The organism is Pseudomonas sp. NFACC25, assembly GCF_900100935.1.
In the GTDB taxonomy this organism is placed as follows: domain Bacteria; phylum Pseudomonadota; class Gammaproteobacteria; order Pseudomonadales; family Pseudomonadaceae; genus Aquipseudomonas; species Aquipseudomonas marginalis.
In genome coordinates, this window is sequence record NZ_FMUC01000016.1 from 82,178 (window position 1) to 104,865 (window position 22,688).

Below are 22,688 nucleotides of genomic sequence, written 5' to 3' on the forward strand. Positions count from 1 at the left end.
CCTGCATGGACACACCTCAACCCTCCCCCTCCAACTGGGCCGCGCTGTTGTCCGGTACCAACGGCGTACGTTCGCTCGCACTGGCCGGCGGCGTGGTGCTGCATGCGATCAACGTGTACATCGCCACCACGATTCTGCCGTCGGTGGTCCAGGACATCGGCGGCATCGACTACTACGCATGGAATACCACGTTATTTGTCGCCGCCTCGATCCTCGGCTCGGCGTTGTCGGCGCGCCTGCTCGGCAGCCTCGGGCCGCGTGCGGCGTACCTGGCCGCCAGCCTGGTGTTTGCCGGCGGGGCCTTGGCCTGTGCGTTTGCGCCGTCCATGCCGGTGATGCTCGTTGGGCGGTTGGTGCAGGGGCTGGGCGGTGGGTTCTTGTTCGCGCTGTCCTACGCGATGATCCGCTTGGTGTTCGATGAAAGCCTGTGGCCGCGCGCGATGGCGTTGGTGTCGGGGATGTGGGGCGTGGCGACGCTGGTCGGCCCGGCGGTGGGCGGAGTGTTTGCCGAGCTGGGCATATGGCGCGCGGCGTTCTGGTCGTTGATTCCGGTGGCCGGGTTATTCGCGGTGCTGGCGGCGGCGGTCCTGCCCAGGCGCAGCACCGAGAGCGCTGCGCCGACCGCGTTGCCACTCGCCCAACTGGTGCTGCTGACGGCGGCGGTACTGGCGGTGTCGGCCGGCAGTGTCTCGTCCACCCTGCCCCTGAACCTGCTGGGGCTGGCCGTGGCTGCGGTGTTCACCGCGCTGCTGATCGTCACGGAAAGCCGCGCCCGCCATCGACTGTTGCCCGCCGGAGCGTTTCGGATCACCACGGCACTCGGCGCACTGTACGCGACGATGTCATTGCTGGCGGTGGCCGTGACCAGTGGCGAAATCTTCGTGCCGTTGTTTCTTCAAGTCCTGCACCACCAGTCGCCGCTGGTGGCCGGTTATCTGGCGGCATTGATGGCGGCTGGCTGGACGCTGGGGTCAATCGCCAGCGCGGGTGTGACGGGCAGCAACATTCGACGGGCGATCCTGGCCGGGCCGATCCTGGGCGTGGTGGGCATGGTGGCGCTGGCCATCTTGATGCCCGTCGAAAGCAACGGCAGCGGGCAGACACTCATACCGATCTGCCTGGCGCTTATCCTGATTGGGTTGGGCGTGGGGCTGGCTTGGCCGCACTTGCTGACGCGGGTGTTCCAGGTGGCGCCGGCCGGTGAGCAGGACCTCGCCAGCGCCTCGATTACTACCGTGCAACTGTTCGCCACCGCATTTGGCGCGGCACTGGCGGGGATGGTCGCGAACGTCGCCGGCCTCACTGAGCCCGGCGGTGTCGAAGGCACCGCGAGCGCGGCGGTGTGGTTGTTTGGGGTGTTTGCACTGGCGCCCGTGGTGGGTGTTCTGATTGCCAGGCGGGTGGTTCGCATGATCGGTCAGTAGCATGCCAAGCTCACCAAACCCCCTGCCTGAGCACATTTGACTGCACTCCAAGGTTGGATCGAGGTGCCCAGTGCTATTCAAACGCCTGGCGATTCTCAGGCGTGATCAACTTGAACGGCACCCAGACCACCGCCGACTCCAGCACCTCGCCGCGTACCAGGCGCAGTGCGGTGTCCACTGCGCCGCCGGCCTGGCCGGCGGCATCCTGGAACACGCTGACCGCCATCTTGCCCTCAGCCATCAATTTCAAGCCGTCCGGTGTGCCGTCGATGCCGCCGACCCAATAGTCCTTGGCCTGCTTGCCGGCCTTTTCCAGGCCCATGATCGCGCCGATCGCCATTTCATCGTTATTGGCCGCAATGATCGAGAAATCGACGCCCTGCTTGACCCAGTCAATGACAATCGTGGCGGCCTGGCTACGCTCCCAGTTGCCGACTTTTTTCTGTACGACTTTCATACCGGGGTATTTGGCGACGACTTTCTCCACGTCCTCGGTGCGCATCAAGGAGGACGCGTTGGCGGGGTCGCCCACCAGAATCACCACGTTGCCCTTGTAACCGGCGCGGCGCGCCAGCTCTTCCATCTGCAACGTACCCGACTCCAGCTCGTTGGAGCCGACAAACGCGGTCTGCGCCGGCCACGTTTGCGGGTTCGGATTGCGGTTGACGAACACCAGCGGGATCTTTGCATCCGCGGCCAGCTGCATCATCTGCGCCGCACTTTTGCCGTCGACCATCGCGACGATGATCGCATCCACCTTGGAATTGACCAGGTTGCGGAATTGGCGCATCTGCAGATCGACGCTGTCCTGCCCGTTCTCCATAAAGATGTCGGCGTTCATGACGCTGGCCTGTTGCTGCACCCCGTTGCGCAGCAGGGTCTGGAAGTTATCGTCGTACTTTGCCATGCCCACACCCAGCAAGGGCGTGGCGGCCTGGGCCGGGCCCGGAATGAACAGCGTCGCCCCCAAGGCGAGGATTAACCATGCTTTCATGTTCTGACTCCCGCGGCTCAAACGCTGAAATGATGGAGCAGCTCGCGCTGCACCTTGGCCATGTCCGCCAGCTCGTGGCTGCTGATGGCGGACTGCTCGGCGCCGTCTGCCGTCTGCTGGGCCGAATCGTTGATCTGGATGACCATCCGACTGGTTTCCTGCACCGTGGCGCTCTGCTCCTCGGTGGCGGCGGCGATCTGGATATTCATGTCGCGGATACTGTCGACCGAGTCGCTCATCGACAGCAGCAAGTCACCCGCGCCCGAGGCCAGGGACACGCATTGGGTGGACTGCGCCTGGCTTTCGTTCATCACGTGCACCACCGAGTGAATCTTTTCCTGCATGAGCCCGATCATGTCCTGGATTTCGCTGGTCGAGGTCTGGGTACGGCTGGCCAGGGAGCGCACTTCATCGGCCACCACCGCAAAACCGCGTCCCTGCTCGCCGGCACGGGCCGCTTCGATCGCCGCATTCAGGGCGAGCAGGTTGGTCTGTTCGGCAATGGTGCGAATGGCGACAACAATGCCCTCGATATTCTGTCCGTACTTCTGCAACTCATCGGTCACCTGCGTGGCCTTGTTCACCTGGTCGGCCTGCTGGCGGATATTGACGATGGTCTCGGCCACACGCGCCTGCACCTTGTGCGTGAGCTCACTCGTGTCGTCCACGGCCTGGCGGGTGTCCTGCGCACGCCGGGCCACCTCTTCGACCGTGCTTTCCATCTGCGTCATGGCCGAAGCCGCCGATTGCAAGCGGTCCTTCTGTTCATCCACCACCCGGGTGGTCTGCTCGCTGTTCAGGGCGTTGCTGCCCGCGGTAACGGCCAGCGCATCGGCAGAGCCGATCAACTCACGGAAGGTTTTACGCAGGGCCGTGGTCAGTTCGTTCAGGTAACCGCCCAACTCACCGAACTCGTCTTTACGGCTGACATCGAAACTGACCCGCATGTCTCCCGCCGTGAGCGTCTTGAGGACTTCACGAAACGCCGCCAGTGGACGCCGCAGGCTGAAGGCGACCCAGGTACCAATCGCCACCGCCGCCAGCACCGCCAGCACACACGCGATCAACAGCAAGCTGCGGCTGGTGCCGATGGTGGCATTGGCCGACTGGCTGGCCTGGTTGGCGACCTCCAGGGACTGGCTGCCGAACTCGCCAATCCTGTCCAGGGTGGCTTTCAGCGCCGCGTCAACCGCACTGCGTTGCTGCTGCACCTGCGCGGCCAGTTTTGCCTCCACCTGATAAGCCTGGAACAGGCCGTCAGGGGCGGTCAGGTCAGTCAGCAGGCGATTGACCATGACGCCGGCAATCCGCCCGACCCTGGGGTCAATCGCCGCCAGGGCCTGGGCCCGGGTGCTGATCACTTCGTCCTGGAGATTGAGCACACGCTGTAATTTATCAATGGCCGGCGTGACGGTATGAGCCGCGAAGCCATCGTAGGATTTGTTGACTTCCAACAGCAGCTTTTCCGCTGCGGCCACCTGTTGCGGTTCGCCGACACTGCGTGCATGGGCAATGTAATCGCGCAGATAGCTGGTCAGCTGTATCGCCTGTGCACTGCTGTAGCCTTGCAGTTGGCGGGTCAGCGCCAATTGCTGCACGTGTTGCACGTGGGACGCCATCAGCGCCTGCGCCTGTTCGGCGTAGGCCGCGACCTGTTGGCGCTGCTGCGCCAGGTTCGCCCGCAGCGCCTCATGCTCGCCCGTATAGGCAACGGTGCTGTCGAGCAATTGATTGAACTGGGCGATGCTCTCGGTGAACGGTCGCTTGCCGTCCTCGATCTGCTTGGGGTCGGTGCTGATCTGAAGGGCCAGCAACGCCTGGTTGGCGCGCAGGATGTGCACGTATAGCTCACTGGCGGCCCGGCTCAAGGGTGCCGACTCGCCGGTGATAATGTTCAAGCGACTGCTGATGGACTGCGTGTTCTGATAACTGATCCCCGCCATGACTAGCAGTAACAGCACCAACACCGCAAACCCGCCGATCACACGCTGCAATATGGTCATGGCCACCCCTTTTGATTTTTATTCGTTGACCTGAGCGACGACCAGGCGTGCACCTACGAGTTCGGGATCACTCGTGCTGCTAGTGCCTGTATCGGCCAGGTGGGCGAGGACTTGAGCCTTGAAGGCAGGCTGAAATGCGGTCAAAAAAAAGTGGGAGGTGGCAAGCCCCCTCCCACCTACCTGATGAAATCAGGCTGGGTTTTGCACGGCGGTCACTGGCTCAACACCACATCCCGCATCGCCGGAATATAGCCATAGTCATAAGCCTCCTGCACAAACGAACGTGCGCCCTTCAACACGATCCTGACCGTCGGCGCTTCGGTGCCGCCGATGCGATAGTCATCGCCGGTGGTGGGCACGCTGTCGATAAACGACGTCACCAGGCCGTTGGGCATCACGCAGTGGGAATACGTCTGGAACGGTTGCGACGGCGGATTGCCGAGGACCAGCCCGGACGCGTTCATCGGCGTATAGGGCCCGAACAGATGATCGCTGACAAACCCATAGACGCCATCCGGCCCCGTCACGCCATCGGCATAGGTGAACTTGTGGCTGATGGTGAACAGGTAGTACTTGTTGTCCTGGAACACATAGTGCGGCCGTTCGGTCTGGTCGTTCACGCCGACGGCCGTGACCAGTGGCGGCAGGATTTCCCACTCGTCACCGTTGAGGTCCTTGGCCACGGCGATGCCGATGCAGCCCACCTGGTAACGGGCACCGCCCACGTCCTCGTGCCCCGGCGGCACCAGGCCCAGCTCGTTCGGGCCCACTTCGTGAGTGCCGCGCTCACCGGCGACATTGCCTTCGAACACCATGTACAACTTGCCATCGACGGGATCGATAAAGGGGCTGGGATCGCGAAAGTTCCAGGTCGCATTCTGCGCTTCGGTTTGATAATAGGTGCCGTCGGCGTCGAACAACGACTTGACCTGATCAAAGCCCTGGAGGGTGACACCGGTGTCGGACGTAATGACCTGGCCCCGGACTTTGGCAATCGTGGCACCCGGCGTGACGCAGGTGTAGTACAGGTCGATATCGCCGTTGTTATTCAACAGGATCGGCGTGCCCGCCCATTCACGGGTGGTCGGCGAAACCCCTTCGGCCATGACCCGGCCGCCGAAGATCCAGTCCTTGCCGGTGCGCGAATACCAGTAGCAGATCCGCGCATGACCATGACGGTCTTCCCAATCGCGCTTGATGTCGTAGCGGCCATCGGCATTGATGAATTGTGGATCATGGGGGCGACGATCGGCGGTCAGGGTGAAGATCACCGACCAGCCATCCACCGATACCACCGTGCCATCCAGTTCACGCAAGGGCATGGTGTCCCAGATAAAGACCGTGTCACTCATGACAGGAAAGTCAGGACTCACTAACGGCTGTGTCGTCGTCGGGTCATTTTCATTAACTTTCAGCGCATCGGCCCGTGTCCAGCGAGTGGGTGTGTGATTCGCATGTTTCATGATGATGTCCTTTTGCTGACGCTTAAGTGACAAGCGAAGATTAAATAGCACCTGGCAGCCAGCAACTTAATACTGACTGAAAGAGCAAGAGATAGTTGGCCCTGCAAGTGCGCCCCAAGGTTTAACATGGGCACTTGCTTATCGCAACATGAAGAATTATTTAGATTACAAAGGCCATCACTGTATTTATATCCTTGATATAAATACAGTGGCACTTGCAATAAATGACAGCTCAATAGAAAGCTAGCTACTCAACTACCGAATACCAGCGCCGCAGCCTGGGCACCGGCATTCTTCTGGGTGAAGTCCTTGGCTTGCGTCGCGGTCTTCAAGGTATAGGCGTAGTTGGAACTGGCCGTCCATTGTGCTTTGGGCGACTTCTGGTTGGTGATCGGCGGCACACTGTTTATATCAGTGAACGTCCCGGTGCCTTTGTCATCCAACATGCCTTTATTCTGGCTGCCTTCGCCAAAATAGTTACTTTCAGACAGGATATTGGCGTTCTGCGCCAGGGTAAAACCGAGGTGGAAGTTATTGATGTAGTTGTTGTACACATGGAAGTAACCGTAGCGCATCAAGCCGGGTGCGCGCACTTCCATATTGTCGAAGCGGTTATGACACAACGTCAGGCGCGGATAACCGTTGAACTCTGCCTTATTATCATCCGCCGGGTGACCGAAGATCAGCCCGTACTTGTGGCTGCCAAAGAAGCAGTTGCTGATGGTGGCATAATCGGCTTTTTCACCGATATACAGCAGTTTATCTTCACTGCCGTCAGTGGTTGACCAGCTGTGACCGACAAAGGAGCAATGATCAATCCAGTACTTGCTGCCGTAGTTCAGGTAGACCTGAATATCGTCATTGGCCTTAATACTTGCCGAATGCTTGAAGATAATATTCTGCAGGATGATGTTCTGCGACTGCGCGGTTGCACGCAGGTGAATATTCTCCAACGTGCGGTTCTGGAAGGAACCGATCAGGGTCTTGTTGGCGCCCAAGTTGACTTTGGTCAGGCCCGACGCCGAGATATTACTGTTGATCACCAATACCCGAGGCGTGGTGTCGCCGATATTGGCCTTGAGTTGATCCAGGGTAGTAATGCTGACCACAGGGCCGGACCAGCCACCGGTGACTTTTGCCGCGAGGGCGAAACCGGTCAAGCCGGTGAGTTTGCTTTCTGGATAGGACATGAGTTCCCTCTCTATCAATAAAAACGGCTCGGTAGAACGAGCCTGCGCATTAAGTTAATCCATTAACTTGCACACAGTGTTGGGCGTGGCTGATGTTGCCATCCTGGTTGATCAGCGCTTAAACACTGTGTTTATGTACAGTATTCGTCATTCGCCTGGCCGTCAACCCTCAAGTGAAAAACAACCAAAAGTGGGAGGGAGCCTGCCCCCTCCCACCTTTGCCCTGCGGTGCCAAGCGTTATTTGGACACCGGCATCGCAAACTCCGCGCCCTGCTCGATGCTCTCCGACCAGCGCTGCATGATCGATTTCTGCTTGGTGTAGAAGCGCACACCCTCAGTGCCGTAGGCATGCATGTCGCCGAACAGGCTCTTCTTCCAGCCACCAAACCCGTGCCAGGCCATCGGCACCGGGATCGGCACGTTGATGCCGACCATGCCCACTTCGATACGCCGGGCAAACTCGCGGGCAATGTTGCCGTCGCGGGTAAAGCAGCTGACGCCGTTGCCGAATTCGTGGTCGTTGACCAGCTTCACCGCCTCGGCGAAGTCATTCACGCGCACGCAGGCCAGTACCGGGCCGAAAATTTCTTCGCGGTAGATGCTCATCTCCTGGGTCACGTGGTCGAACAGGGTCGCGCCGAGCCAGAAACCGTTTTCCAGGCCAGCCTCGGTGGGTACATAGTCACGCCCGTCGAGCAGCAATTGCGCGCCGGCCTGCACGCCTTGTTCGATGTAGCCGCTGATGCGCTCCAGTGCGGCGCGGGACACAATCGGGCCCATCTCGGCCTTGAGGTCGCGGCCGTCGGTGATGCGCAGGTGCCTGGCGCGTTCGGTCAGGGCGGCGATGACTTTGTCACCGACATCGCCGACCAGTACCGCGACAGAAATGGCCATGCAGCGTTCGCCGGCACTGCCGTAGGCGGCGCCCATCAAGGCGTCGACGGTTTTTTCGATATCCGCGTCCGGCATCACCACCATATGGTTCTTCGCGCCGCCCAGGCCTTGCACACGCTTGCCGTTGCGCGCACCGGTTTCGTAGATGTACTGGGCAATCGGCGTGGAGCCGACAAAGCTCACAGCCTTGACGTCCGGGTGCGCGATCAGCGCGTCCACCGATTCCTTGTCGCCCTGCACCACGTTGAATACGCCTTTGGGCAGGCCGGCTTCACGCAGCAGTTCAGCCATGAACAGCGAAGCACTTGGATCGGTCGGGCTTGGCTTGAGGATGAAGGTGTTGCCCGCCGCAATGGCGATCGGGTACATCCACATCGGCACCATCACCGGGAAGTTGAACGGCGTGACGCCGGCCACCACACCCAGCGGCTGGCGCATCGTCCAGTTGTCCATGCCACGGGAGACCTGGTCGGAATGCTCGCCCTTGAGCAGGTTGGGGATGCCGCAGGCGAATTCGAGAATGTCGATGCCACGGTCAACTTCGCCCTGGGCATCGGTGAAGACCTTGCCGTGTTCGGCGACGATGATGCGCGCCAGGTCGTCCTTGCGCTCACGCAGCAGGTGCAGGTATTCGAACAGCACGCGGGCGCGACGGATAGGCGGGGTGTCGGCCCAACCGGCAAAAGCGGCCTGGGCAGCGGCGACGGCTTCGGACACGGTCTGGCTGCTGGCCAGGGCAACGCGGCCGGTCACTTCGCCGGTGGCCGGGTTGTAGACGTCCTGATAGCGATCATCGCGGCTGACGCGCTGGTCGTTGATGTAGTGCTCGATGGTTGTAGTCATGGCAGTCGATCCAGGTGGGTTGCGTTGGGACACACGATAGGCTTTCGGTTTGTTCCAAACCAGAGCAGAATCAAGAACTGATTGTCCTCACAAGCGAACAATAAACCCATGGAAAAATCCGAGATCGAAGGGCTGTGGACCCACATTCACTGGCTCTCAGTGCTGGAGGAACACGGCACCTACACCGCCGCCGCTGCGCGCCTGGGGGTGAGTAAATCCGCGGTCAGCCAGCGCATTTCCGACCTCGAGAAAGCCACCGGCACACGGCTGGTGACCCGCACCACGCGCAGCGTGCGCTTGACCGATGCCGGGTTGTCGCTGACCCGTGAAGTGCGCGGTGCCTATGAGCAAATCGCGCGCAGCTTCTCGTCGGTGCGCGATTCCGCCGGGGAGATTCGTGGCCTGGTGCGCTTGACCGCCCCCGTGGCATTCGCCCGGCAACAGCTGGTGCCGCACTTGGCGGAATTCCTGCAGCAGTACCCGCAGGTGCGTATCCAGCTGGATGTCTCGGATGCCCTGAGTTCGCTGGCGGCCGAGGGCTACGACCTCGCCGTGCGCCACGGCTTCCAGGTGCCGGAAACCCATGTGGCCTGGAAGCTGTGCGACACCGGTTCGGTGCTGGTCGCCAGCCGCGATTACCTGCAACGCCACGGCGAACCCCGCGAACCCGGCGACCTGTCGGCGCACAACTGCCTGTTCTACCCGCGCGGCACCGACCAGCCCGCCTGGACCTTCGAGCGTGGCAGCAAAAAGGTCGAACGCCTCACCGTGCCCATCGCCGGCAGCTTCGCCACCAACAACAGCGAAGCCCTGCGTGATTCGGCGCTCAACCACTTGGGCATCGCCCTGCTCCCGGACTTCAGCGCCCACGCTGCGCTGGCCAGCGGCAAGCTGGTACAGGTGCTCAAGGGCTGGACACTCAAGGGCGCGTTTGCCGATGAGATCTACCTGATTCGGCCATATTCGCCCCATGTGCCGAAGTCGGTGAGTGCGTTGGTGGGGTATTTGAAGGGCAAGTTGTCGGGTGGGTTTCGCTACGAGGGTTGACAGCGCCGGCGTTAAAACGAGCCCCGTGGCGCTATCAGTCAACTCTGGCGGTACCGCGCAAGTACGCCGGCGGGGTTTGGCTTAGGGTGATTGTGCGAGGGAGTTCCCTCTGCTCACAATTCCAATAATAGAGCCACGTCAATGAGCCCACTCAAATACTTGCCAGCGTGCCTGGTGCTCAGCTTCGCCTCGTCAATTGTATTCGCCGCCGATGGGCCGCCAGCGCCCTCGGTGACCGAGCCCAGTGGCATCAACCTCGGCGGCACCAGTTTCTACGATGGTTTTGCCGGGCCGCCCGGCCTGTCCCATCTCACCTACTTGAAGTTCAGCACCGCCAGCAGTCTCAGGACCAACAGCGGCAAGGCCAACGGCGCCTTCGACAATCCCAAAATCAACGTGATCACGCTGATCAACCAGCTCAGCTACTACTCGCCCGACACCATTGGCGGCGGCGCGCACCTGGGCTGGAGCTTGCTGGTACCCGTCGTGTCACTGGATGCCACCTTTGGCAGTAATGGACCGGCGCTGCAAGACAACGCCACGGGGCTTGGCGATGTCACCGTCGGGCCGCAGATCCAATTCGATCCTATCGTCGATGCGCACGGGCGCCCGGTGTTCGTGCAGCGGGTGGCCTTTGACACGATCCTGCCGACCGGTAAATACGACAAACACAAAGACCTCAACCCAGGGTCGAACTATTACTCCCTGAACCCCTACTGGGCCGCAACCTGGATGCCGGCACCGCGCTGGGAAGTCAGTTGGCGCCTGCATTACCTGTACAACTTCAAGAACCGCGACCCGGCCAGCAGTTCGCAGGATTCCTTCGAGGGCAAACCGGTGAGCGACAGCCGCGCCGGGCAGTCGGCCTGGGCCAACTTCACGGCGTCCTATGAAGTCATCCCCAACGTGTCGGTGGGGATCAACGGCTATTACTTCCGGCAGATCACCGACGACCAGATCAACGGCGACCGGCTGAGCGACTCGCGGGAAAAAGTGCTGGGCATAGGCCCCGGCATGTTCTGGAAAATCAGTGAAGGCCAAGGCTTCTGGCTCAACACTTACAAGGAAACCGGTGTCGAGAACCGCTCCCGGCAGGACTATGCCGTGCAGGTTCGTTACGCCCACACCTTCTGACCGACAAGCGCTCGCTCACCCTATAGAGGTACTGCATTCATGAATGCATCCGCTGGCATCGACAGCAAAACATCCCTGGCGGCTATTTGCCTGATGATGGTCACGTCCCTTGGCACCTTGCAGATTCAACCGATTCTGGGCGGGGCTTTTATCGATCAGCTCGGTATCCCGCTCAATGCCATCGGTAGGATTTTCGCAGGCGAACTGATTGCCATGGCGCTCACCTGCGGGGTGTTTGCCCTGTTGATGACCCGCGTCAATCGCCGCTGGGTGGCGCAGCTCGCCTTGCTGGTGCTGGTCTGCGCCAATCTGGCGAGTACCCGGTTCCACAGCGAAACATCGCTGCTGCTGTGCCGCATCGTCTCTGGCGCCAGCGGCGGCGCGGTGATGGCGGTGGTGTATGCCTCGGCGGCACTGCGCACAGCCAAGGACGCGACGTTCGCGGTGATCAATATCGGCAATCTGTTCTGGGGCATGTTGCTGGTGACCTCGATGCCAGCGGTGCTCATGGCCTTTGGCGTCAACGGCGCGTTTTACCTGCTGGCCGGCGCCAGTGCCTTGGCCCTGCTCGGCTGCGGGCGCGTGCCTGCGCAGTACACCCCCGCCGACGGTGCGCCGGCGCGGCTGGCCCAGCCGTTCGGCCTGACGTCACTCTTGTTGATCGGGCTGTTTGCGCTGTTGTTTTTTGGCCATTCTGCGCTGTGGGTGTATCAGGAGCGCATCGGCAAAAGTATCGGCCTGGAGCCCCAGCAGATCGGCGCCATCCTGGGTGGCAGTATTCTTGCCGGGGCACTCGGTGCTGCGCTGGCGGGCCTTATCGGGCGACGCCTGGGGCTGCTGTTTCCGCAGTTGCTGGGGTTCGGCACGGCGGTGATGGCCACGCTGATCATGGTCTACGGCGACAGCCCCATGGCGTTCGCCACCACGGCATGCCTGATCCATATGGTCTGGTTCTTCAGCCTTCCCTACCTGCTCTCGATGGCGGCCGAGTTGGACGCGAGCGGCCGACTCGCAGGCCTGGGCAATGCTGCGATCTTCGTGGGCCAGGGCCTCGGCCCGTTTGGCGCGGCCCTGGTCGTCGGTGACGGACACTTCCGTGCGGTCGGCTGGCTGGCGGCCTCGGCGTATATCGTCGCCCTGGTCATCTCCTGCTGGATGGTTGCCCGTTTTCGCCGCGCGTCCGGCCCTTCAACACCCGACGCGCCTGCGCTGCCCGCCGGCCTGCTCGATAAATAAATACTGCGCACATGAGGTCGTAGCCATGAGTACCCGATTCCCGCAAACCCCTGAATTTTCCGGGGCGCTGTATAGCCCCAGTCGTGTCGAAGCCGAGGTGCTGGACCTTGAGGTCGAAGGCACCCTTCCCGCGTCCATCCTAGGCGTCTTCTATCAGGTGGCCCCCGACCCGCAATACCCGCCCATGCTGGGCAGCGATATGTTTTTCAACGGTGACGGGATAGTCAGCGGTTTCTATTTTGCTGACGGCAAGGTGTCCCTGCGGCGACGCTACGTGCAGACCGATCGCTTGCTCGCGCAGCGCCGTGAAGGCCGCTCCCTCAATGGCGTCTATCGAAACGCGTACACCAATGACCCACTGGCGGCCAAAAAAAACACCACCGCCAATACGTCGGTGATCCCTCACAACGGCAGGCTGCTCGCACTCAAGGAGGACGCCCTGCCCTGGGCCATGGACCTGCAAACCCTGGAAACCCTGGGCGAATGGGATTTTGCCGGGCAAATCAAGTCGGCGACCTTTACCGCCCACCCCAAGATCGACCCCGTCACCGGCAACCTGCTGGCCTTCAGTTATGAAGCCAAAGGTGACGGCACGCCGGATATGGCGTATTTCGAACTCTCGCCCGACGGCAATCTGCTCAAAGAGATCTGGTTCCAGGCACCTTATGCGGCGATGGTGCATGACTTTGCGGTCACCGAGCACTACGTCGTGTTCCCACTGATTCCGCTGACCGTCGATGTAGAACGCATGAAAAACGGCGGGCCGCATTTTCAGTGGCAACCTGATCTGCCGCAGTTGTTTGCCGTGCTGCCGCGCAATGGCAACGCGCAGGCTATCCGCTGGTTCAAAGGACCCAAGGACAGCTTTCAAGGCCACACCCTCAATGCCTTCGATCAAGACGGCAAAGTGTACGTGGACATGCCGGTTACTGGCGGCAACGTGTTTTATTTCTTCCCCCAGGCGGACGGTGCGGTGCCCGCCCCCGAGGACCTGCCTTCGAGCCTGATGCGCTGGACGTTTGATCTGAACGACGCGCGGGATGACGTCGAGCCGCAACCGTTGACCGACTACATGTGTGAGTTTCCCCGCTGCGATGAGCGCTATCTGGGTCGCCCGTACGAACACGGCTTTGTGCTCGCTTTTGATCCGACACTGCCCTACAACCCCGCAAACGGACCCATGCCCTTTCAGTTTTTCAACCAGTTGGCCCATCTGAACCTCAAGACGGGCAGCACCGACGCCTGGTTCCCAGGGGACAACAGTTGCTTCCAGGAGCCCATATTCATCCCTCGTTCCGCGGATGCCGAAGAGGCCGACGGTTACGTGGTCGCACTGCTGAATGTGCTGGACCAGGCGCGCAGCGAACTGGTGATCCTGGATTCGCGAGACATGGCCAGCGGGCCCATTGCGCGGATCAAGGTTCCGTTACGGATGCGCATGTCCCTGCACGGCTGCTGGGCACAGGGATAACCCTGGGCTAGACCCGACCGCCAGCACACCGAATGGCCTGCTCCCGAAGGCAGGCACGCGGCTGCGCGAAGGCAAAAAATATACATTTTTCCTGCAATTTGGGATTTAAGAAAAATCCCGCTTTACAGGATTTTTAAGCGCGAATAGAGTGAAATTCTGTCCACGCTTCCCTCGCCAACAAGGACTATCGAATGAAACTTGCAAGCTTCGCCGTTGAAGGCCGTCCCACCTATGGCATCGTCGAAGGCGACCAGGTGGCTGATCTGGAATCGATGAAAAATACCCTCGGCGCGGATCTCAAGCAGGCGCTTGCCCTCGGCCGCCTGGGGTCGGTGAGCGATGAGCAGGTGTCGAGCCTGCCGCGCCGGGCACTGGCCGGCGTGACGCTGCTGCCGGTCATTCCAAACCCCGGCAAGGTGCTGTGCATCGGCATCAACTACGCGACCCACGTGCGCGAAACCGGGCGTGACATGCCGGTTTACCCAATGATTTTCACGCGATTTGCCGACAGCCAGACCGCTCACCTGCAACCCATCGTGCGGCCGACGGTCTCGCACAAGCTGGATTTCGAGGGCGAACTCGCCATCATCATTGGCAAGACCGCGCGCCACATCCGCAAAGCCGACGCCCTCGATTACGTCGCCGGCTACGCCTGCTACAACGATGGCAGCGTGCGCGATTGGCAAAAGCACACCCTTCAATTCGTCCCCGGCAAGAACTTCCCGAGCACCGGCGGGTTTGGCCCGTGGCTGGTCACCCGTGACGAAATCAGCGACCCGCAGAACCTCGAATTGACCACCCGGCTCAACGGCGAGGTCATGCAGCACACGTCCACGCGCGACATGATCTTCGACGTCGGCGCACTGATCGAATACTGCTCCACCTTTACCGAACTCGCCCCCGGTGACGTGATTGTCAGCGGCACCACCGGCGGGGTTGGAGCCTTCCGCGAGCCGCCGGTGTGGATGCAGCCCGGTGATGTGGTGGAAGTGGAGATCTCGCGCATCGGCACCCTGCGTAACACCATCGTCGACGAGCAATAAACCATGACCCTGATCGATGAATCATCCCAACCACCAGAGCGCGACACCAAGGGTTCCAGCCTGGAGCGCATGCTGCGCGTGCTGGATCTGTTTACCGAGGCGCAGCCGATCTGGGCGGTCGACGACATGGTCAGCGCGCTGGGGTTTACCCGCTCCACCGCCTACCGCTACGTGCGTGAACTGGCCGAGACCAATCTGTTGTTCCAGGTCGAGGCCGGGCGCTATGCACTGGGAGCCAGGATCATTACCTGGGACCGTCAACTGCGGCTCAGCGACCCGCTGGTACGCGCCGCTCAGCAGCTGGAGGCCAACCTGCCAGGCTGGAGTGAGCAACAAGTCTGGCTGATCTGCCGGTTGTTCAAGGACCAAGTGGTGTGTGTTCACCAGTGCGGTGAATTGGCCAGCACCGTCAGCTATTCCCGTGGTTCGCCACGGCCGTTGTTCATGGGCGCGACCTCAAAAGCCATCCTTGCGCACATGAACGCCCGCCAGCACAGCCAGCTGTTTCTCGAGCACCCTGACGAGGTGCGCGCCAGCAACCTGGGCGCCACCTGGGAAGACTTCCGCCGCTCGCTGCAACGCTTGCGGCGCCAGGGCTATGTGGCCAGTGCAGGCGAAGTCGACCCCGGCGTGTACGGCCTGGCCGCACCGATATTCGACGGCGACGGCAAGGTGGTGGGCAGCCTCAGTTGCGTGCGCCCGGCAGCCGAGCGGCACAAGGCGCTGGAGCAGGAACAGGGTGAGCAGATGGTCGCGCTGGCCCACACCCTCTCGCGGCACATGCTCGCGCTGACCCACAGCGCCAACCCATCCTCCAAGCCATTGGACTGATGCAGTCGTAGGGGAACAACAATGACAACCCTGAACAGTATCAATACCCGTGTCCTGATCGTCGGTGCCGGCCCTACCGGGCTGACCCTGGCCAACCTGCTGGGCCAGGCCGGCGTGGATGCCTGGATTATCGACAGCAAACCGGGCACCGTCACCGAGCCTCGCGCGGTCTCGATCGACGATGAGTCGTTGCGCACCATGCAGGCCATGGGCTTGAGCCAGGCGGTGCTGGCGGACGTGGTGGCCGGCTATGGCGTGCATTACTTTACGCGCCCTGGCGGGCGGTGCTTCGGCAAGGTCGAACCCAGCGGCAAGCTATACGGTTTTCCCAAGCGCAATGCGTTCCGCCAACCGCTGTTCGAAAGCACGTTGAGGGCCGGCCTGCAGCGTTTCGCTTGCCTGACTGCACGCTTCAGCCACGAACTGCTGGAGTTCACCCAGGACGAGCACGGCGTGCGCGCGCTGGTCGTGGACGCCAACAAGGAACTGCTGGAAGTGCAGGCCGACTACCTGATCGCCTGTGATGGTGGGCGCAGCCCGGTGCGTAAACAGCTTGGGATCAATATGGTCGGCTCCAGCTTCGCCTCGCGCTGGCTGGTGGTGGACACCGATCAGGACGATGACCCGTTCTGGCAAACCCGCGTGTACTGCGATGCGCGCCGCCCGATCGTCGAGGTCCCCGGCCCGCATCGCACGCGGCGCTTCGAGTTCATGCTCAAGGACGGCGAAAGCGACGCGCAGATGCTCAGCCAAGCGCGATTGCAAGCTTTGCTACGCCCGTTCAAGGGCGATGCACCGCTCTCCATCGTGCGTAAAACCGTGTACACCTTTCACGCCCGCATCGCCGAACGCTGGCAAGTCAACCGTGTGTTGCTCGCCGGTGACGCGGCACACCTCACGCCGCCCTATGCCGGACAAGGCATGAACAGCGGCGTGCGCGATGCCCATAACCTGGCCTGGAAACTGATCGGCGTACTGACCGGGAAAATGGCCCCGGCCGTTTTGCTCACCTACGAAAGCGAGCGCCGCGATCACGCGTGGGCATTGATCAAGCTCGCGCTGAACCTCGGGGTGGTGATGGCGCCCGCTACCGTGCTGCGGGCGCGATTGATCAGTGGTGCATTCTCGCTGATCGGGCGGGTACCGCCGCTGCGTGACTACTTCCTGCAGATGCGCTTCAAGCCAAAACCACGGCTGCGCCAAGGCCTGGTGCTCACCGCCGGTGCCGCGGGCGGCGTGCGCAGCGGGCAGATGTTCCCCCAGCCCAGCCTCACCGACAGCCAGGGCACTGAACGCCTGCTCGACGATTACATCGGTGCAGGTTTCGCCCTGGTCCAATACGGAGACCCTCATCGCGAACGCCTGGATCAATTGCAACACCCGCTCTGGGCGCACTTGGAGGTGAAGCGGATTCTGGTCCTGCCAGGTTCCGTCAGCAAGCCGCCTGCCCTGCCGGGCTGCACGGTATTGCACGATCACGCCGGGGCGCTCGAGGCATTGCTCGGCGCCAGCGCCAGCTTCTTCCTGCTGCGGCCTGATCGCTACATCGCCGCGATTTTCCACAGCGCCACCGAGACAATCACTGCCGAGGCCTTGCAGTCCTTGCTGGGTGCCGTGCCCGCGGGCGATCGCACGCCCCGACCGTCCATCACAACGCCCGTTACGCTCGAGAGGTGCGTATGAACACATTGCAAACGTCCACCCCGGCTCGCCTGTGCTACTTGCACCTGGCGAGCAAAGACCCGCAACGGCAGATCGACTTCTATCAACGCATGATGGACATGCAGGGCCAGCCTCAAGCCGACGGCCACTGGCTACTCAGGGGACCTAATCGCGCCATGCTGCTCTCCCCGGCCGAGCACAGCGGCCTGCTGGCGGCGGCGTATGACCTGGCATGCCCAGAGAAACTCGCCATGCTGTACCGCCGCCTGCGCGAGCGCAACTGCACCACCGAAGACATCAGCTCGCCACTGCTCGCCCCGGGCGCCTTTGCAATACGCGATCCTCAAGGTCGCCAGACGATTTTTGGCGTATCCCAGGCACACACCCATGCCACCCCACCCGGCATGCCCGGCCGCCTGCAGCATGTGGTGTTCCAGACCACCGAGCTGGAAGCGATGATTGAGTTCTACGTCAACACCGTTGGCTTCACGGTGTCCGACAGCGTGGTCGACCAACAGAGCGGCCTGTTGATGGTGTGCTTCCTGCGTTCGGACGATGAGCACCATTCGCTGGCGTTCTTCCGCGGCTCGAAAAACGAGTGGGATCATCACTGTTACGAAACCAATGAATGGAATGACATTCGAGACTGGGGTGATCGCTTTGCCAAGGAGCGCATCAGCATTTTCTTTGGCCCCGGTCGTCATGGGCCGGGCGACAACCTGTTCTTCATGGTGGTGGATGCCGATCGCAACCGGCTGGAGTTCTCGGCGGAGCTGCAAATCACCGAAGCGAGCGACCCTCCTGGCACTTGGCCGCAAGAAGAACACACCCTCAATTCCTGGGGCCGCGCGTGGATCAGAACCTGAGCCCGTCTCGCTCTGAAACCACGTGCCCCACTGACCCAAAGGTAAAACCATGACTGCCCAACGCCCAACCCCTTACGCCCTCAATGGCGACCAGTTCATCGACGGCACCTGGCACACCGGTCGTTCCTCAGCACGGCTGGACGATCGCAATCCTTTCAACGGCGAGACATTGCTCGAAATGCCCCTGGCCAGCGTTGCCGACCTCGACGCGGCCTACGCAGCAGCACAACGCGCACAAACCCCGTGGGCGCAGTTGCATCCAACCACACGGGGCGCCCAGCTGGAAAAGCTCGCTCACGTCATCCAGCAACGCCGCGAAGAGATCATCGACTGGCTGATTCGCGAGTCCGGCAGTACCCGTATCAAGGCGACCATGGAGTGGCAATTCACCCTGAACCTGGTGCGTGAATGCATTGCGCTGCCCATGCAGGTGGAGGGGCGCATCCTGAGCAGCTACAAGCCCGGCGAACAAAGCTTCGTGTTCCGTGAGCCGCTCGGGGTGATTGGGGTCATCAGCCCCTGGAACTTCCCTCTGTACTTGAGCATGCGTTCGGTGGTTCCGGCGTTGGCACTGGGCAATACGGTGGTCCTTAAACCGGCCAGCGACACGGCCGTGACCGGCGGCCTGCTGATTGCGCACCTGTTCGAAGAAGCGGGTTTTCCCGAGGGCACGCTCAATGTAGTGGTCGGCGCCGGCTCGGAAATCGGCGATGCCTTTGTGGGGCACCCCGTTCCCAGCCTGATCTCATTTACCGGGTCTACCGATGTCGGGCGCAATGTCGGGCGCATCGCCACCGGCGGCCAGCACATCAAGCGGGTCGCCCTGGAGCTTGGCGGCAACGCGCCGCTGGTGGTGCTCGATGATGCGGATATCGACCTTGCCGCGCATGCAGCAGTGGTCGGACGCTTCCTGCATCAGGGCCAGATCTGCATGAGCGTCAATCGGGTGATTGTGGACCGTTCGCTCTACGCCGACTTCAGCGCGTTGGTGGTGGAGCGCGTGCGCAACTTGAAAACCGGCAACCCTAACCTCGCCGATACAGTGATTGGCCCGGTGATCAACCGCAGCCAGTTGGACGGCCTGCTGCGCAAGGTCAATGCCGCCGACAGCGCGAGCCTGAAGAAACTGCACGGTGGCCCGGCGTCCGGGCTGGTGCTGCCGCCCCATGTATACGGGGATGTCCCTTTCGACCACGAACTGGCGCACGATGAAACCTTCGGGCCCTTGCTGCCAATATTGATCGCCGACAATGAGGCACATGCCCTGACCCTGGCCAACGCCAGCGAATATGGGCTGTCCAGCGCCGTGTTCAGTAAAGATATGGCCCGCGCGCTGAATTTTTCCCGTGGCATCGTGGCTGGGATGACGCACATTAACGACATCACTGTGGACGACCAGCCCAATGCCCCGTTCGGTGGCGAAAAGAACTCCGGGCTGGGACGCTTCAACGGTCACTATGCCCTGGATGAATTCACACGTGCGCACTGGGTGACCTGGCAAGCCGGGAGCCACCACTACCCCTTCTAGGAAACAGGGTGGGCCCACCCGGTGTGGCCCACCCCATAACAATAAAAAGAGGCGAACCATGAGCAATCTAGCCTGCGTTTCTACCGATCAAGTGATGCGCTCCGACCGCCTGATGAAGTGGAAGGAGTTTATGAGTGACAACCTCGGCCGCACGCCGGAGTACATCAAGCGCCTCGAGTCCACCTACATCGAACCTTTGCACGATGCCGATTTCCAGGGCCGCCTGGAATACGGCGATCTTGGAAAACTGCGTTTTTGCCGCATGACCGCCAGCGCGCACCGCTACTCCCGTCACCTGAGCAAAGCAGTCGAGGCACCCGATACGTCACGCATGTTGATTCTGCAAACCGCCGGCGTCAGTCATTTCCAGCAAGGCAAGCACAGCAACGCCTTGGCGCCCGACGAGTTGCTGGTGGTTGACTGCGCCCAACCATTCAACGTCAGCAGCCCACAAGGCTGTGAGCACTTCATCCTGTTGTTCAACGAAGGCGCCGGGCAGGCACTGGACGCTGACGACCTGCATATCAGCGCGCGCAACGGGCTTGGGCGGATGTTGATGCACCTTATCGTTGACGCCTACAGCCAATATCCGCTGCTGAACAGCCAGTCGGCGGCGCTGATCGGCGACAGTATCGTCGGGCTTTTGAACAATGCGCTGGGCAACAAGCAGGAAGAGAAGAAGCTCGAACACGACTTCCGTCACTACAAGCAGAACCGCCTCAAGCGCTATATCGAACTTCACCTGGCCGACCGCGACCTGAGCATCGAGCGCATCGCGTTTGCCGAACACTGCTCCGTGCGCAGTCTGCATCGGGCATTCCAGGACGAATTCGGTTGCAGTGTCAGCGAGTACATCTGGCAACGCCGCGTGGCGCGCTGTGCGCAAGACCTACGCAACCGTGACCTCAGCCATCGCTCGCTCACCGACATTGCTTACGCCTGGGGCTATGGCAGCAGCGCTCACTTCAGTCGCCATTTCAAGGCAGCATTCGGCATGCCGCCCAGGCTCTACCGTGAAACGGCCAGCGCCGCCCAATGAGCCAGGCCGCGTTTCCCTAGGGGACAACGCTGTGAGGCCCGAGCGCATAGCCCGCCAGAAAGGTATCCAGCGCACGACTTACCGCTGCTCGTATATGGGCGGTCGAAGGCTTGCGGTTGACGCCCAACAGACAAGGAGTGACGGTCTCCGAATCCAACAGTGCCATCAGGTGGCAGGCTGCGACCTCCGGGTCGCACGGCCTGAGCTGGCCCGCCTCGATCCGGCGTGTCAGGAAACTGGCCACTTCGCGCATGCCTTTTTTCGGGCCCCGCTCGTAGAACCGCAAGCCGATGTCACTGCGACCCGACTGCGCGATGATCGCGCGGCGTGCCTGAATGGAAGCTTCCAGGCACAACACGGCCAGGGTGCGCTCGCCGAACTGCTGCAATGCATGCCGCAAGTCATCATGGTCCTTCTGCAACGCTTCGAAGATGGGCTCCAGGAAACGCTTGGCCATGCCATGCATGACCTCGACAAACAACTCCTCCTTACTGCTGAAGTACCCGTACAACGTCCCCTTTGATCCGCCCACTCGCGTGGCGATCTGCGTCATGGACGCACCATCAAAGCCGAACTCCAGAAAAACCTGCGCTGCAGCCTCGACGATGGACTCGCGTTTGGCTTCAGTCTTGACTCGCATAACCCTTGCTCCACTGCTTCCACAAACGCCCGGATGATACCCCAGGGGCGTTCATCCCGGTTGACGGCGCAAATTTACCTCAATACATTACCGTACGGTACGGTATTTAAATAACTAACCCGCTTCCTCCTTCCCGCCCTGGAGAATGCCTTGCGCCCGCCCCTGACTTACTTCTTAAGCTTCTTCGCAGCCTGTACTGCTGCTTGCTTTCTCACCGCCTGCGGCAAGCCGCCGGGTGGTCCTCCGCCCGCACAGGGCAAACCGACCGTGGGGGTGATCACCGTGCAACCCCGGCATCTGGCGCTGACGACACAACTCCCCGGCCGCACCTCAGCGTACCTGGTCGCGCAGGTACGCCCGCAAGTTGCCGGGATCATCAAGACTCGCCTGTTCAAGGAAGGCAGTGATGTCACTGCAGGCCAGGCGCTGTATCAAATCGACCCGGCCACCTACAAGGCCACCCACGACAGCAATCTAGCAGCGCTCGCCAAAGCGCAAGCAACCCTCAAGACTGCGCGGCTCAAGGCCGAACGCTATAAGCAATTGCTGGCCATCCAGGCGGTCAGCCAACAGGACTACGATGATGCAAGCGCCTCCCTCGGCGAGGACGAAGCCCAGGTAGCATCAGCCAAGGCTGACGTTGAAAGCAGCCGTATCAATCTGTCTTACGCCCGTGTGGATTCACCGATCTCCGGGCGCATCGGCAAGTCGAGCGTCACCCCCGGCACACTGGTTACCGCCAGCCAGACCACGGAACTGGCGACGGTCCAACAGCTGGATCCCCTGTACGTCGACCTCTCCCAATCCAGCACCGCGCTGCTGCAACTCAAACACGCGATGGCCCGAGGCGAACTGCAAAAGAGCGGCGCCAACTCGGCCAAGGTGCAATTGCTGCTTGAAGATGGCAGCGCTTATCCGCACGAGGGCACCCTGGAATTCTCGGATGTCACCGTGGACCAGAACACCGGCACGATCACCTTGCGGGCGGTATTTCCCAACCCCGACGGCGACCTGCTGCCCGGCATGTATGTGCGCGCGATACTGCAGGAGGCCGTCAAGGAAAACGCCCTGTTGGTGCCCCAGCAAGCGGTCTCCAGGGATGGTGCGGGCAAGCCGTTCGCCTATGTCGTCGACAGCGAGAAAAAACTGCAGCGTCGACCACTACAGACCGAGCGGGCAGTAGGCGATCAGTGGTTGGTGCAGGCCGGACTTGAGCCGGGGGACCAGCTTGTAGTCGACGGCCAGCAAAACGCCGCGCCGGGCCTGGAGGTGAATGTCACACCGTGGGTAACCAAACCGACTGACGACGCCTCCCACGTTGCCCCCCCTGCGCCAGCCATCAAGGCCACCGCGTCAAACTGACCTGCGAGAGAGCTACT

18 protein-coding genes and 1 pseudogene are annotated in these 22,688 nt (G+C 61.5%); 12 read left to right on the forward strand and 7 right to left on the reverse strand.

Translation table 11 applies throughout. The features are described 5' to 3' along the window. Positions 1 to 5: 5 nt before the first annotated feature. Positions 6 to 1,424 (forward strand): MFS transporter, encoded by a 1,419-nt coding sequence (locus BLQ09_RS26650; protein WP_092359126.1) that lies wholly within the window; start codon positions 6 to 8, stop codon positions 1,422 to 1,424. 73 nt (positions 1,425 to 1,497) lie between these two features. On the opposite strand, the gene BLQ09_RS26655 is transcribed toward BLQ09_RS26650, so the two are convergent. The 6 genes and pseudogenes from BLQ09_RS26655 to BLQ09_RS26675 all read right to left on the reverse strand — a co-directional run bounded on the left by BLQ09_RS26655 (position 1,498) and on the right by BLQ09_RS26675 (position 8,812). Next, positions 1,498 to 2,418: a substrate-binding domain-containing protein gene (locus BLQ09_RS26655; RefSeq protein ID WP_092359129.1), complete on the reverse strand. Its 921-nt coding sequence runs from the start codon at positions 2,416 to 2,418 to the stop codon at positions 1,498 to 1,500. Positions 2,419 to 2,435: 17 nt separating this feature from the next. After that, positions 2,436 to 3,149 carry a methyl-accepting chemotaxis protein gene (locus tag BLQ09_RS32045; protein ID WP_371914553.1) on the reverse strand — a complete coding sequence of 238 codons (714 nt, stop codon included), beginning with the start codon at positions 3,147 to 3,149 and terminating at the stop codon, positions 2,436 to 2,438. 144 nt (positions 3,150 to 3,293) lie between these two features. Continuing rightward, positions 3,294 to 4,421 (reverse strand): annotated as a pseudogene (locus BLQ09_RS32050) (HAMP domain-containing protein); the annotation flags it as partial. A gap of 212 nt (positions 4,422 to 4,633) precedes the next feature. Then, positions 4,634 to 5,884, reverse strand: coding sequence for a glycoside hydrolase family 68 protein (locus tag BLQ09_RS26665; RefSeq protein WP_027603553.1), 1,251 nt, complete (start codon positions 5,882 to 5,884; stop codon positions 4,634 to 4,636). A 251-nt stretch (positions 5,885 to 6,135) separates the two neighbouring features. Further along, entirely contained in the window at positions 6,136 to 7,074 is a 939-nt protein-coding gene (locus BLQ09_RS26670) for a pectate lyase family protein (protein ID WP_092359134.1), read from the reverse strand. Positions 7,075 to 7,312: 238 nt separating this feature from the next. After that, positions 7,313 to 8,812, reverse strand: coding sequence for a CoA-acylating methylmalonate-semialdehyde dehydrogenase (locus tag BLQ09_RS26675; protein ID WP_092359136.1), 1,500 nt, complete (start codon positions 8,810 to 8,812; stop codon positions 7,313 to 7,315). 108 nt (positions 8,813 to 8,920) lie between these two features. Between BLQ09_RS26675 and BLQ09_RS26680 the strand changes: the two genes are divergently transcribed. From BLQ09_RS26680 to BLQ09_RS26725, 10 genes are all read left to right on the forward strand, one after another. Further along, positions 8,921 to 9,859 carry a LysR family transcriptional regulator gene (locus BLQ09_RS26680; RefSeq protein WP_027603550.1) on the forward strand — a complete coding sequence of 313 codons (939 nt, stop codon included), beginning with the start codon at positions 8,921 to 8,923 and terminating at the stop codon, positions 9,857 to 9,859. A 141-nt stretch (positions 9,860 to 10,000) separates the two neighbouring features. Beyond that, the gene (locus tag BLQ09_RS26685; RefSeq protein WP_092359137.1) at positions 10,001 to 10,993 is read left to right on the forward strand and encodes a SphA family protein; all 993 of its coding nucleotides are present in this window, start codon (positions 10,001 to 10,003) and stop codon (positions 10,991 to 10,993) included. Between the two features lie 39 nt (positions 10,994 to 11,032). Continuing rightward, positions 11,033 to 12,229 carry an MFS transporter gene (locus BLQ09_RS26690; RefSeq protein WP_027603548.1) on the forward strand — a complete coding sequence of 399 codons (1,197 nt, stop codon included), beginning with the start codon at positions 11,033 to 11,035 and terminating at the stop codon, positions 12,227 to 12,229. A gap of 25 nt (positions 12,230 to 12,254) precedes the next feature. Next, a complete protein-coding gene (locus BLQ09_RS26695; RefSeq protein WP_092359140.1) occupies positions 12,255 to 13,700 on the forward strand; it encodes a carotenoid oxygenase family protein in 1,446 nt (481 codons plus the stop codon). A 191-nt stretch (positions 13,701 to 13,891) separates the two neighbouring features. Further along, positions 13,892 to 14,743 carry a fumarylacetoacetate hydrolase family protein gene (locus tag BLQ09_RS26700; protein ID WP_092359142.1) on the forward strand — a complete coding sequence of 284 codons (852 nt, stop codon included), beginning with the start codon at positions 13,892 to 13,894 and terminating at the stop codon, positions 14,741 to 14,743. 3 nt (positions 14,744 to 14,746) lie between these two features. Then, the gene (locus tag BLQ09_RS26705; protein ID WP_027603545.1) at positions 14,747 to 15,574 is read left to right on the forward strand and encodes an IclR family transcriptional regulator; all 828 of its coding nucleotides are present in this window, start codon (positions 14,747 to 14,749) and stop codon (positions 15,572 to 15,574) included. A 21-nt stretch (positions 15,575 to 15,595) separates the two neighbouring features. Beyond that, positions 15,596 to 17,257, forward strand: a complete 1,662-nt coding sequence (locus BLQ09_RS26710; protein WP_092359144.1) for a bifunctional 3-(3-hydroxy-phenyl)propionate/3-hydroxycinnamic acid hydroxylase — start codon at positions 15,596 to 15,598, stop codon at positions 17,255 to 17,257. Then, a complete protein-coding gene (locus BLQ09_RS26715) occupies positions 17,254 to 18,102 on the forward strand; it encodes a VOC family protein (protein WP_027603543.1) in 849 nt (282 codons plus the stop codon). The genes BLQ09_RS26710 and BLQ09_RS26715 overlap by 4 nt, the downstream gene beginning before the upstream one ends. Before the next feature lie 49 nt (positions 18,103 to 18,151). Continuing rightward, positions 18,152 to 19,630 carry an aldehyde dehydrogenase family protein gene (locus BLQ09_RS26720; RefSeq protein WP_027603542.1) on the forward strand — a complete coding sequence of 493 codons (1,479 nt, stop codon included), beginning with the start codon at positions 18,152 to 18,154 and terminating at the stop codon, positions 19,628 to 19,630. 58 nt (positions 19,631 to 19,688) lie between these two features. After that, positions 19,689 to 20,669 carry a helix-turn-helix domain-containing protein gene (locus BLQ09_RS26725; RefSeq protein WP_027603541.1) on the forward strand — a complete coding sequence of 327 codons (981 nt, stop codon included), beginning with the start codon at positions 19,689 to 19,691 and terminating at the stop codon, positions 20,667 to 20,669. Between the two features lie 16 nt (positions 20,670 to 20,685). On the opposite strand, the gene BLQ09_RS26730 is transcribed toward BLQ09_RS26725, so the two are convergent. Next, positions 20,686 to 21,309, reverse strand: a complete 624-nt coding sequence (locus BLQ09_RS26730; protein WP_027603540.1) for a TetR/AcrR family transcriptional regulator — start codon at positions 21,307 to 21,309, stop codon at positions 20,686 to 20,688. Positions 21,310 to 21,459: 150 nt separating this feature from the next. Between BLQ09_RS26730 and BLQ09_RS26735 the strand changes: the two genes are divergently transcribed. Next, entirely contained in the window at positions 21,460 to 22,671 is a 1,212-nt protein-coding gene (locus tag BLQ09_RS26735; RefSeq protein WP_092359146.1) for an efflux RND transporter periplasmic adaptor subunit, read from the forward strand. The last annotated feature ends 17 nt before the right edge of the window (positions 22,672 to 22,688 follow it).

What these genes read in the sequence shown, in the direction of transcription:
- BLQ09_RS26665 (WP_027603553.1), bottom strand. Translation starts at nt 5,884, where the DNA reads ATGAAACATGCGAATCACACACCCACTCGCTGGACACGGGCCGATGCG.
- BLQ09_RS26725 (WP_027603541.1), top strand. Translation starts at nt 19,689, where the DNA reads ATGAGCAATCTAGCCTGCGTTTCTACCGATCAAGTGATGCGCTCCGAC.
- BLQ09_RS26650 (WP_092359126.1), top strand. Translation starts at nt 6, where the DNA reads ATGGACACACCTCAACCCTCCCCCTCCAACTGGGCCGCGCTGTTGTCC.
- BLQ09_RS32045 (WP_371914553.1), bottom strand. Translation starts at nt 3,149, where the DNA reads ATGACGCAGATGGAAAGCACGGTCGAAGAGGTGGCCCGGCGTGCGCAG.
- BLQ09_RS26700 (WP_092359142.1), top strand. Translation starts at nt 13,892, where the DNA reads ATGAAACTTGCAAGCTTCGCCGTTGAAGGCCGTCCCACCTATGGCATC.
- BLQ09_RS26730 (WP_027603540.1), bottom strand. Translation starts at nt 21,309, where the DNA reads ATGCGAGTCAAGACTGAAGCCAAACGCGAGTCCATCGTCGAGGCTGCA.
- BLQ09_RS26680 (WP_027603550.1), top strand. Translation starts at nt 8,921, where the DNA reads ATGGAAAAATCCGAGATCGAAGGGCTGTGGACCCACATTCACTGGCTC.
- BLQ09_RS26715 (WP_027603543.1), top strand. Translation starts at nt 17,254, where the DNA reads ATGAACACATTGCAAACGTCCACCCCGGCTCGCCTGTGCTACTTGCAC.
- BLQ09_RS26710 (WP_092359144.1), top strand. Translation starts at nt 15,596, where the DNA reads ATGACAACCCTGAACAGTATCAATACCCGTGTCCTGATCGTCGGTGCC.
- BLQ09_RS26685 (WP_092359137.1), top strand. Translation starts at nt 10,001, where the DNA reads ATGAGCCCACTCAAATACTTGCCAGCGTGCCTGGTGCTCAGCTTCGCC.
- BLQ09_RS26675 (WP_092359136.1), bottom strand. Translation starts at nt 8,812, where the DNA reads ATGACTACAACCATCGAGCACTACATCAACGACCAGCGCGTCAGCCGC.
- BLQ09_RS26695 (WP_092359140.1), top strand. Translation starts at nt 12,255, where the DNA reads ATGAGTACCCGATTCCCGCAAACCCCTGAATTTTCCGGGGCGCTGTAT.
- BLQ09_RS26670 (WP_092359134.1), bottom strand. Translation starts at nt 7,074, where the DNA reads ATGTCCTATCCAGAAAGCAAACTCACCGGCTTGACCGGTTTCGCCCTC.
- BLQ09_RS26690 (WP_027603548.1), top strand. Translation starts at nt 11,033, where the DNA reads ATGAATGCATCCGCTGGCATCGACAGCAAAACATCCCTGGCGGCTATT.
- BLQ09_RS26655 (WP_092359129.1), bottom strand. Translation starts at nt 2,418, where the DNA reads ATGAAAGCATGGTTAATCCTCGCCTTGGGGGCGACGCTGTTCATTCCG.
- BLQ09_RS26720 (WP_027603542.1), top strand. Translation starts at nt 18,152, where the DNA reads ATGACTGCCCAACGCCCAACCCCTTACGCCCTCAATGGCGACCAGTTC.
- BLQ09_RS26705 (WP_027603545.1), top strand. Translation starts at nt 14,747, where the DNA reads ATGACCCTGATCGATGAATCATCCCAACCACCAGAGCGCGACACCAAG.